The sequence below is a fragment of the Candidatus Woesearchaeota archaeon genome (assembly GCA_027858315.1).
Lineage (GTDB): Archaea > Nanobdellota > Nanobdellia > Woesearchaeales > UBA583 > UBA583.
Map to the genome: position 1 here is coordinate 1 of JAQICV010000069.1, position 10,798 is coordinate 10,798.

At 29.9% G+C, this 10,798-nt stretch carries 14 protein-coding genes; all 14 read left to right on the plus strand.

Annotation, left to right across the window (positions count from 1 at the left end):
- Positions 1 to 82 precede the first annotated feature (82 nt).
- Complete coding sequence (locus tag PF569_06410) at positions 83 to 631, plus strand: hypothetical protein (protein MDA3855870.1); 549 nt, start codon at positions 83 to 85, stop codon at positions 629 to 631.
- Between the two features lie 73 nt (positions 632 to 704).
- Positions 705 to 1,745, plus strand: a complete 1,041-nt coding sequence (locus PF569_06415) for a hypothetical protein (GenBank protein MDA3855871.1) — start codon at positions 705 to 707, stop codon at positions 1,743 to 1,745.
- A 57-nt stretch (positions 1,746 to 1,802) separates the two neighbouring features.
- Positions 1,803 to 2,813 carry a hypothetical protein gene (locus tag PF569_06420; protein ID MDA3855872.1) on the plus strand — a complete coding sequence of 337 codons (1,011 nt, stop codon included), beginning with the start codon at positions 1,803 to 1,805 and terminating at the stop codon, positions 2,811 to 2,813.
- A gap of 46 nt (positions 2,814 to 2,859) precedes the next feature.
- A complete protein-coding gene (locus PF569_06425; GenBank protein ID MDA3855873.1) occupies positions 2,860 to 3,033 on the plus strand; it encodes a hypothetical protein in 174 nt (57 codons plus the stop codon).
- A 10-nt stretch (positions 3,034 to 3,043) separates the two neighbouring features.
- Positions 3,044 to 5,284, plus strand: a complete 2,241-nt coding sequence (locus tag PF569_06430) for an AAA family ATPase (protein MDA3855874.1) — start codon at positions 3,044 to 3,046, stop codon at positions 5,282 to 5,284.
- A gap of 50 nt (positions 5,285 to 5,334) precedes the next feature.
- Complete coding sequence (locus PF569_06435) at positions 5,335 to 5,775, plus strand: hypothetical protein (protein ID MDA3855875.1); 441 nt, start codon at positions 5,335 to 5,337, stop codon at positions 5,773 to 5,775.
- A gap of 48 nt (positions 5,776 to 5,823) precedes the next feature.
- Positions 5,824 to 7,107, plus strand: coding sequence for a hypothetical protein (locus PF569_06440; protein ID MDA3855876.1), 1,284 nt, complete (start codon positions 5,824 to 5,826; stop codon positions 7,105 to 7,107).
- 3 nt (positions 7,108 to 7,110) lie between these two features.
- Positions 7,111 to 8,001: a hypothetical protein gene (locus tag PF569_06445; protein MDA3855877.1), complete on the plus strand. Its 891-nt coding sequence runs from the start codon at positions 7,111 to 7,113 to the stop codon at positions 7,999 to 8,001.
- 2 nt (positions 8,002 to 8,003) lie between these two features.
- Positions 8,004 to 8,450 carry a hypothetical protein gene (locus PF569_06450; GenBank protein MDA3855878.1) on the plus strand — a complete coding sequence of 149 codons (447 nt, stop codon included), beginning with the start codon at positions 8,004 to 8,006 and terminating at the stop codon, positions 8,448 to 8,450.
- Positions 8,450 to 8,932 carry a hypothetical protein gene (locus PF569_06455; protein MDA3855879.1) on the plus strand — a complete coding sequence of 161 codons (483 nt, stop codon included), beginning with the start codon at positions 8,450 to 8,452 and terminating at the stop codon, positions 8,930 to 8,932. Before PF569_06450 ends, PF569_06455 begins: the two co-directional genes overlap by 1 nt.
- Before the next feature lie 5 nt (positions 8,933 to 8,937).
- The gene (locus tag PF569_06460) at positions 8,938 to 9,471 is read left to right on the plus strand and encodes a hypothetical protein (GenBank protein ID MDA3855880.1); all 534 of its coding nucleotides are present in this window, start codon (positions 8,938 to 8,940) and stop codon (positions 9,469 to 9,471) included.
- Positions 9,471 to 9,854, plus strand: a complete 384-nt coding sequence (locus PF569_06465) for a DUF488 family protein (GenBank protein ID MDA3855881.1) — start codon at positions 9,471 to 9,473, stop codon at positions 9,852 to 9,854. The genes PF569_06460 and PF569_06465 overlap by 1 nt, the downstream gene beginning before the upstream one ends.
- Before the next feature lie 18 nt (positions 9,855 to 9,872).
- Positions 9,873 to 10,382, plus strand: coding sequence for a hypothetical protein (locus tag PF569_06470; protein MDA3855882.1), 510 nt, complete (start codon positions 9,873 to 9,875; stop codon positions 10,380 to 10,382).
- A 29-nt stretch (positions 10,383 to 10,411) separates the two neighbouring features.
- Positions 10,412 to 10,798: hypothetical protein (locus PF569_06475; GenBank protein ID MDA3855883.1), on the plus strand; the 387-nt coding region annotated here is incomplete at its 3' end.

Below are 10,798 nucleotides of genomic sequence, written 5' to 3' on the forward strand. Positions count from 1 at the left end.
ATATGGAAGCTTTCTTATGGAACACTTAAGAGAAGAAGAAGTAGAAATTAGTGAATATTGGTAAAAAAAGGAGAAATAAATAATGTTAACAATTATGTATGATATGGATGGTGTGGTTGCTAACCTCCATAAAGCATGGCTAGAAGCTTACAATGTTGAGTTTAATGATAATGTACAACCTAGTGATATATTATCTTGGGATATTAAAGATTATATAAAGTCAGAGGCAAAGACTACAATTATGAAGTATATCAATCAAGAGGGTTTTTATTCTAATGTAGAACCTAATATGGACTTTATAGATGAAGCTAGAGAGTTTATATACTTAGGACATAATATAGGAATTTGTACTTCCTGTAATAATAATCCTGTTATGATATCAGAGAAGGTAAAATGGTTAAAGAAAAACATGCCTTTTCTTAATAGAAACAATATAACTTTCATGAATAACAAAGGATTAGTTAGAGCTGACATATTAGTTGATGATAGAGTTAAAAATATAGTTGATTTTCTAACTTCTAATCCTAATGCTAGGGCTACTATAGTTAGGTGTCCTCATAATAGAGAAGAAATAAAAAGACTTAATGGTAGAATATTAAGTAGAATTACCTTTACGGATAAGGAGTATTGATGTCAAAACATAAATTTCCATATGAATGGACTTTAAAAGATTCAATTTTTACTAAAGATAAAGGAAGTAAATAATGATAAACAAAAAAATAAGAAAACTACTTATAAGTCATATTGATCTCGACTGCTGTAGTTGCCTATTAGTAGCAGACTACTTCAAGTTAGATTATGATAGAACACTATGCATGGACTATAAAGACTTAGAAAAAGAGGACTTCGATTATTCTCTAATAACTAACTACGATGAAGTAGATTTTGCTGATATGAGCCCAGACAAAACTTTATTAGATTTAATGATAGAAAAGAAAATTAAGTTTAGAGTTTATGACCATCACGCCAGTTTTTATCAATTATATCAAGATAATATAGAAGAATTTGAAAATCTTAAAACTAAAGGCCTAGCAGAAGTACACTTTGACAATAATCTAAGTGGAGGAGAGATTTTCTTTAATGAAATTAAAAAAGGTAGAAGATCATCTAAGATAATGAGAGAGATAGTTCAGCTTATTACAGTATACGATCTATTTAAAACAGATGATCCTAGATGGGAAACAGCTTTAAGTATAAATCGTTTACTTTGGTCAAACTATAATTGGGGATGTAAAGAAGCCTACTCACCTCTTAAATTTAGTAAGATTTTAAAGATTCTTAAGAATAAGGTGGTTACTCAAGAAGAGTTTTCTTATAACAGATATGAGTTAAACTCTATACTATCTACCAAGGATAAAGAATCAGATGCTTTTAAGAAAGCGTCCTCTAAACTTTTGATTAGAAAAGATGAAAAAGGTGTACCCTTCGGTATTACTAGGATGAGATCTAAAGTATCTATTACAGCTTTTAATCTTTTAAGACAATATAGTAAAATCATGGACTACTTAATTATCATAAATGAGTATAAACCTAAAGAGTTAAAAATGTCTTGTAGATCAAGAGACTTTAATCTATTACAATTAAATTATACAAAGGGACATAAAAAAGCTACAGGATGTAAAGGTGTTGATAATGAACTAATAGAAAAGTTATGGAATGGTAGATCTATGTATGAGCTGGGTTATGATCCAGAATTCATAGAAACTAAAGAGGAGGCCCTTGAACCAACCCACATAATATACTAAACTAACATCTATAGAGAGGAGATTAAACAATGATAAGATCAGAAGGAGTTTTAAATAATGGATTTTTTAGATAGTATACTAGAGCCTAAAACTATAGATAGCAGTTTTAAAAAGAATGAGATAGATAGATATGATTTAGAAAAAATGCTTTATACATCAATGAGTAAATTATCCTTAAAAGAGTTTACTGGAATGTTAACTAATGAGTTTAATGAGATAGTAGAATATGCAGGTTTAATGGCTGGTCAAAAAACTTGCCAAAAAACTAGCTTATTATTTAATTCACATAGACTAGATATTAAAACTAAAAGCTCTAAGTTAAGTATTTTTGACGCTCTAAAAACTGAAAGCTTTATTAGTGGTCTAGCTAGAGCTACACTTTTTAAAAAAGGAAAGGTTAAAGAGCTATTATACCAAGTACTACAACTAGGAATAAATGGAGTTCAGTATGTTAATGAGTTTCCTCCACACATAGCTAGAGATTTATATAAGAACTATGGATTAAATAAGAATAGTAAAGTCTTAGACCCTTGTTCTGGGTGGGGGGGTAGAATGCTAGGTGCCTCTACTATAGTAGACTCTTATACTGGCTTTGATCCTAGTACCAAAACTTATACTGGTTTAGTTAAATTATCCGAGTTTATAAAAACTATGAATAGCTCATTTGTTGCTGACATAAAGTGTTTACCTTTTGAAGAGAGTAACTTAAAAAATGAAACATTTGACTTTGCATTTACCTCACCACCTTATTATGATTCAGAAGAGTATAGTACTGAGGAGACTAATAGCCTAGTAAAATATAAGTCTTTTGAAGAATGGTGTGATGGTTTTTACCTACCACTAATAGAGAAGACTATGAATAGTCTAAAAAAAGAAAAGTCATTCGTTTTAAATATAGGTAGTAGAATATATCCACTAAATGAAGTATTGCTAACTAACTTTTCTAGTACTTATGAGATTACAAAAGATGGTGATAAGTTAAGTGGGAAATCAGGATTAAAAAATAGTAATAAAGAAGGCGAAACCTTTTATAGAATAAGAAAAGGAGATTATAGCACCTATACTTGATTAAACTAATAGAATACTTTATACTAATATAAACATAGGAGAGGAAGTGTTAAGATTTTTAAAGCAGTTAGTATGTAAACATGACAGGATTACTAATGAAAGAGATTATGTAATTTGTATAGATTGTGGTAAGATTTTAGTGCCTGCTCAATCTACATTATTAGAGAAGATAATAAGGTTTATTCTAGGTGATGATAACACTCCTAGAATGGGATTTTAAGGGAGAGTAAATGATAATAAGAAAACTAGAGATGACCAACTTTAAATCAAAATTAGGTTATGTAGAATATGAGTATGAAGAAGGAATTAACATTTTAATAGGTGGAAATGGTTCTGGAAAAAGTACTCAGATTGATGGTATCTCTCTTCTACTACTAGGAATAAAGTCAGCTAAGACACTACAAGAGTTAATAAACGATAAAGCTAAGGATACATTCTTTGAGATATCTTGTACTTTTGAAAAAGATAGTAATGTTTATACTTCAGAAATGAGACTTGACTTAATAGGTAAAACAGCTAAGAGCAATAGAAAGTTATATATCAATGATGAACTAGCAGTAGAAGGAAGTGAATCAACTCTACAAGCACTAGCTGAGATATTAGATCCTGTACTAGTTGATAATGCTCTCTTCTTAAGACAAAATCATAATAATATTGTTAACATAACAGACTCAACACGTAGAGACCTAATTAAACAAGTTAAAGGAGTAGATTATACCTCTAAAGTTAAGAAAGAAGTTGAACCAGAGATTGAGAGAATTAAACTTGATATTATAGAAGTAGATAAGAGAATATTTGCTCTAGAGTCAAGAACTTATGATCCTAAGATTGTTAAAGAACTACCTTTCTTTGAAACTAAATATAAAGAGTATGTTGAAGATAAAGAGAAATTATCTTCAGAGTTAATCTTACTTAGAGATAAATTAAGTGAGAAGGAATCAAAAGAATTAGAGTGTGATAAATTAACAGCTACTATTACATATAATAACTGTGAAACTTCAGAAGCTAAAGCTGGGATAGTTGATTATAGAGATCAAATTGAAACAAACAACAAACTTAGAATAACTGATAAAGAGTCTACTACTAATAAATTAAAGGATTTAAAATGTCAATCTACTAGATTAGAAAGTGCTTATGGACTAGAAGAAGAGGATCTACAATATAATCATCGAGAAGAAAAAGAAGAGATTGAAGGTTCTATAGATAACTTAGAATCTACACTATTGTTATATCCTACTAAAAGAATTGCTAAGTTTGATTCTAGCACATTAGACCACTATAACAAAGAGTGTACTAGTATTGAGTCCGATATTAAGTCTTTGAAAAAGTCTATTGAAAATATGGAAAATGGTAAATGTCCTACCTGTGGTAGAGACTATGAAGCTTCTACTATTGAAGAGTATAAAACAGAACTTGAGATTAAAGAATCAGAGTTATTTGAAGCTGAGTCAATAAGTGCAAAGCTAAGAGTTGAAAAAGATGAGCATGAAGAAAAAGTAGAGACTAATAATACTAATTCTAATAAAAAGGTTGAAATAAATAATAAATTATCTAATGAAAAAGCTAAACTTTCTAATCTAGATATACAACTAGAAAAAGATCTTAAAGAAGCTTTGACTAGAATAGATAAAGAAATTTTGAATAATAAAGAGTCTATAACACTACATGAAGAGAAGTTAGCTAATATAGATGTAGTATATGATTCTAAGAATAGCACTTTAGATGGTAGAATTAAGTCTCTAGAAAAAAGTATTGTTGATTTTACGACAAATAATATTAGTTTAGAAGCTAAAAAGTCTAAATTAGAATTAGAAATAGTCTCATATAACATAGAAACTATTGAAGATAAAGAAAAAGCGTTAATTCTTGTATCTTCAAAAGTAAAAGACTATGAAGATATATTATCAGAAAACAAGACTATAAAACAAGATAATAAAGACTTAATTATTAAAGAGAGAGCTGATAAAAAAGAATTGACTAAAGAGACTAAAACTAAAGATAAATTAAAGACTAATTTACTTGAGCATGAAACTGCTAGGAGTATTCTTCTTAAGGGCTTCCCAAATTACATTATAAGTAAAAGTATAGGAAAGCTAGAGGATGATATGAATCATACTATAGATGAAATTTATGATAAATCTTTAAACATAACTTTTAAGCAGAAAAAAGGAGCTATAGAACTAAAATATGGGAATAAAGAGAATCTTAAAACAGCTAAAGGAGGTCTATCAGGTGCTGAAGGTAGTATAACTAACTTAGCCTTTGTAAATAGCTTTAATAAAGCTATTGATCTAGGAGCTATAATACTTGATGAGGTGGATGCAAGCTTATCCGATGAAAATGCTGAAAGTTTATATGAATCAATAGGAAATATGAGTGAAGCCTATGAACAGCTTATAGTTGTGACCCACAAAGATAAGCTTAATTCCTATCTAATCAACAATTTTGAAGCAAATACGTTAGCATTGTAGAAAACTCCCTTAGTAGGTAAAGTACTATTTTACTAAGGGAGCCATTAACAATGAAAAATATAAGCCATGCTATCTATATGAAGTCCAATTATTGGAAAAAGCTATCAAAGTTAATATTAGATAATCCTAATGTTAAATGTGGGATATGTGGAAAACCTAGATGGTCAATATATAAAGTAAACACTCAAAAACATAAAAAAGGTGATAAGAGAAGACTTCTAAAATTACAGTGCCATCATACTTCCTATGAACATATGGGTGTAAAGGAGCTAGAGATACTAGATATAATACCTTGCTGTCATTCTTGCCATGAAACTGGGCATACTCTACATAAGCTATCAAAGAGAACTTCAGCATGGTCTAAAGTCTATGATGTTTTATTAAAAGAGACTTCATGGAGATATGAAGAGAATATTAAAAAAGAATATCAAGTACCAGACAACTTTATTATCCCAAAGACTAAAGCCAAAAAGAAGAAGAATACTACTTGATTAAAGTCTCATAATACTCTATACTGTTAATAAGAAAGGGAGTAGAATATGAATACAGAAGAAACACTGGTACAATTAAGTAACTTAGTTACAGATCTAAATAAAACTAATGGTGCGAATGATAAGATGGAAACTTTAGCTCTATATCCAGAGTGTAAAAAGATATTAAACTATGTTTATGACCCAATGAAAATGTATGGAGTAACTTCAGATAATGTTAAAAAGCTGGAAGGAATAGAATTTATACATAATGAATTAACTATATTTGAGCTATTGGATAAACTTAGTAATAAAGAATTAACAGGACATAGAGCTATAGGATATATTAAAGCTCTCATTATAAATAATATACAGCACCTAGAACTAATTTACAATATAATTGATAAAGATCTTAAAATAGGAATGGGAACATCTAATATTAACAAAGTATTTAAAGACTTGATTCCTAAGTTTGATGTAGCACTAGCCAATTCTTATAGCAAAGTATCTTCTAAAGTTAATCTAGAGGACTATTATGGTAGCCACAAGTTAGATGGGTTAAGATGTATTGCTATTAAGAAAGGAGATAATGTTAGATTCTTTTCTAGACAAGGGAAAGAGTTTTTTACTTTAGACTATATTCAAAATAGTATTGTAAGAAATATAACAATAGAAAATTGTGTATTTGATGGCGAACTTTGTATAGTAGATGAGAAGGGTAAAGAGGATTTCACTAAAATAATGAAAGTATATAAGAAAAAAGACTTTACTATTCCTAATCCTAAATATAAGATATTTGACATGTTAACTATAGAAGAGTTTGAATCCAAAACTTCAACTAGAATATTCTCTGAGAGACTACTCTGCTTACAAGAAGAGCTGAAGGAAAATAATGATAGACTAGAAGTGCTAGAACAAATAAAAATGACTCCTGAATCTTTTGAAACTCTACAAGCTAAGTCAATTGCTAATGGATGGGAAGGCTTAATTTTAAGAAAAGATACTGTATATAAAGGTAAAAGATCTAATGATATACTCAAAGTTAAAAAGTTCTTTGATGCTGAGTATGAAGTTCTAGCTATAGAGACAGGCCTATTTCAAGTAGTAGAATTAGGCACTAGAAAAGAAATTGAGACATTAACAGCTATACACATAGAGCATAAAGGCTTCGATGTTAAAGTAGGATCAGGATTTACTATTGAGCAAAGAAAATTATTCTATAATAATCCTTCTGAGATTATAGGGAAGACTATTTCGGTCCAATACTTCGAGGAAACTACAAATGAGAAAGGTAAAACTAGTCTAAGATTTCCTACTTTAAAACATATATATGAGAATGGGAGGGAAGTTTAATATATGAGTAAGAAAAAACATACCTACTGCTGTAAGTGTAAGCATAAATACACTAAAGAAGAAAACAAAAGACCACCAAAACTATGTCCCAATTGTAACATTAGATACTGGGATAAACCAAATGTTGAGTGTGATCTAGCTTTACTACAAGATAGATATCTAGAAGATAGAGAAGCTAATTTAGAGTCTTTTCAGGAAATGATGATTATTATAGAACAATTATTACATAATATTATAAGTAGCAAGTTAAAATCAAGTGCTGTATATCTAGAAGATGAAAAGAGGCATGATTTAGTAATGACTTCTTTAGTAAGTTTTATGGAAAAGTACATCAATAATCCTAACTTTAAAATATCAGGATCATTTATAGGCTACTTACAGACTCATGTACTAAACCCTATGTATAATCCTAAGAAAAAACAAAGAGAATTATTAGAAACTTCTATAAATACCCCTATAACTTCAGATAATAGTTTATATTTATTTCACTTGATCGAAGTGGTAGAAGGGATGGTAGGTTCAGAAGAATATATTTTAAACAAATATCAAGAAGAGTTGCAAATAGAAGCTATAACATATTTATTAGATAATCTCTTTATAAAGTGTGTAGTTAATTATGATTTAAAAACTGCTATCATAGTTTTAAGGTCTATTTATATGCAAATTGATCCTAATATAAAAGATGAGGATATAGTAGACTATTGGGAGTACTATAGTAATCACCATCATATGCTATCCGAGTTTTCAATGAAAAGTATCTATGATTTTATTCGGGAAGAGATTGTAATGACTAATCAAGTTATATCCTATGAAGAATATACTAAGAAGTTTGGTAGAGAAAGTGAGGAGGAAGAGAATAATACTATTATTAGTAATAATGAGGAGGTTATATAATAATGGGATTAAATACTGTATGGTCTGCAAAAGTAGATAGGATATTTAAGACTAAACCTAAAAAAGATGAAGAGTTATTTTTAAATATAGTATCTATGTTCTTATATTCAAGAGAGGATGATACTTTATCTACCCTCTATAATGAGTTAGGATTAGAAACATTTACTCGGATACTAGGTTTAATAGGAGGTTCAACACTAGAATTACCTTCACAAGAAGAGTTAAAAGATATAATGATTAGCTCTCTTTGTTTCTACTATAAAGAATTAAAGAAGCAACCTTGGCCAGAGATTCATAAGTTATTACCCTTCAATGATGTAAATGCTATAAGATATGGTAAAAACATAGCAAAGTTAGAGAAGAGTATAATTGAAAAGATTAAAAATAACTTTGAAGATATAGATAGTAAAAGTATAGATGCAATTGATGAGATAAGGAAGTTTATATAATGGATAATGGATTAAGTAAATTAGCAAGTAATGTTAGTAAAGATAGTGATGAAGAGAGTAAAGTTGAAAAGATTACAAGTAATGATAGATTCAAAAACTCTGTCATGTCCTTTATTAACTCAGAAATGTCAAATATCAATGACAATAATATTGAGGTATTAACAGACCAACAAAACATAGTTAATCAAAAGCTATTTGAAGTTATGGAGGAAGATGGTCTAGAAGTTAATGAGATATTTAGACTAAGTGATACACTAGCAAAACAGAAGAATATGGAGAGTCAACAAAAAGTTAGTAAAATTCAAGCCTTGTTCGATATATTAAGACCTACTAAAGAAAGCCCCAATGTTTTATTAAACAACGAGAGATCAGAAGGTGAAGGAAATATATCAGGCGAAATGTCTGCAAATGAGCTACAGGCTATATTAAAATTCGCTCAGGTTATTGAAGGTGCAAAATCAACTAAAAAAGAAGAGGATTAAATACTATGCCAAGTCTAATATCTTTAGAAGAGTTCACAGAAAAATATGAGTCAACAGGCTATTTACCTAGTCCATCAAGATATACTGGAAAGTCAAAGCTTAACGATAAGCAGTTAGCTACAAAATATAAAGAGCATGTTAGGAAAGTAGAAGCTTTAAATAATAAAGAGTCTGGTTTGAGTTATCAAGCTGAGTGGGAAGAATGCCGAGAAGCTGTATATAAGAGAGATGGAGAAGAGTGCCAACTCTGGAAAGTTCTAACTGATAGAGAGAAGGATATAGCTATTCAAAGTGGCTATAGCTTATATGGATATACAGGAAGATTGACCCCAGCCCATTTTATACCACGTAGCAAGTCTACTAAACTAAGGTGTGAAGTTGATAATGTTTATACTATCTGTATCATGTTTCATTCAAGGTTAGACTTAGGAGAACACCCTCTAACGGGGGAGTATATAAAAAGTGATAGAGTTTTAAATGACTGGTGGTCTAGGATTTTAAATAAAGAAGTATTTGAAAAGTATAAGGGTTTGTACTAGTGTTAACATCCTACTTTGCGAAGTCTAAAAAGATAGATTCTACTGGATATAAACCAGTATCTATAGCTAGAACAAACCCCTCATGGTATGAGGGCGAAGTCTATAAAACTTTAGCACCACCAAGTTCATTATTGTATGATTACAAGCAAGGTAATTTAACTGAAGAGGAGTATACCACCCGGTATAAAGAGGAAGTTCTAGATAGACTAGATCCTAAAGCAGTATTTGATGAACTAGGTGAAGATGCTATACTATTGTGTTATGAGAAATCAGAGGACTTTTGCCATAGACAACTAGTATCAGCATGGCTAACTAAAGCAGGATATAGAGTTTTAGAATACAAAGAAAACAATTCAACTATTAGTTTAGAAGCTTATATATAAAACAAAAGGAGAAATAATATGAAATTAACAAAAGATACACTAATAGAAGGTGTAATTGTAAAGACAGGAACAGAGGTTAAGATTAGAGAATCCTCTAAGGATATCACTAACATAGTTATTGAGTATCTAGTATCCAACAAGGATAGACTAGAAAAGAATCATCTTACAGTAGCTGTTAGATATGATAATCATAAATATAAAGTAGGGGAGTTAATCCCAAATTCTAAAACAAATATAGGAAGAGATGATGAAAGAGACTTCCCTTTATATGGGACATCTGATTATGAAAACATGGATGAGATAGATGGTACCTCAGCATATATGCTAACTAGTCAAGGTGATTATAGATATGAAATGTATGATAGAGAAACACTAGAGGATTTTTTTGAAGATGAGGTTGTTGAAGTTGGAGGCGATGTTTTTGATCATTGTAATTTGGTAGAAGGAGTAGAAAACACTTCAGAATACATAGAGGATAAAGGCGAAATAATTTTAAAAGCCTGCAAGGTTGTCAAAAACTTTTCTTAGTATATAAACCAAAAGGAGAAATATTAAGGATGAATTTTAAGAGGTTGAGATTTACGAACAAAGAGAATGGAACTCAAGTAAGAGTATTAAAGGTTAATGTAACTAATCTAACAGAGGGTATTAAACCAGAGGACGCTGGAAGAGTAATTTTCAGCGATACTCAAGGTTCAATCTACATGGCACTAGAGTCTAAAGCTTTTAATGCTGAATATGTAGAAGGCTGGTTGACTAAAGAAGATCTAGGACTAGAATCAGATGAAAAAGTTGAAGATGATGATATAAGAAGTACTTTAACTAAAGAAGTACTTGATGAAATAGCGGAAGAAGATAAAAAGGTATCTGAAGACAATATTGAAACGGACTTTAAAGATGAAGAAGTAGAAAAAGAAGAGGTTAAACCGAAGCCTAAAAAGAAG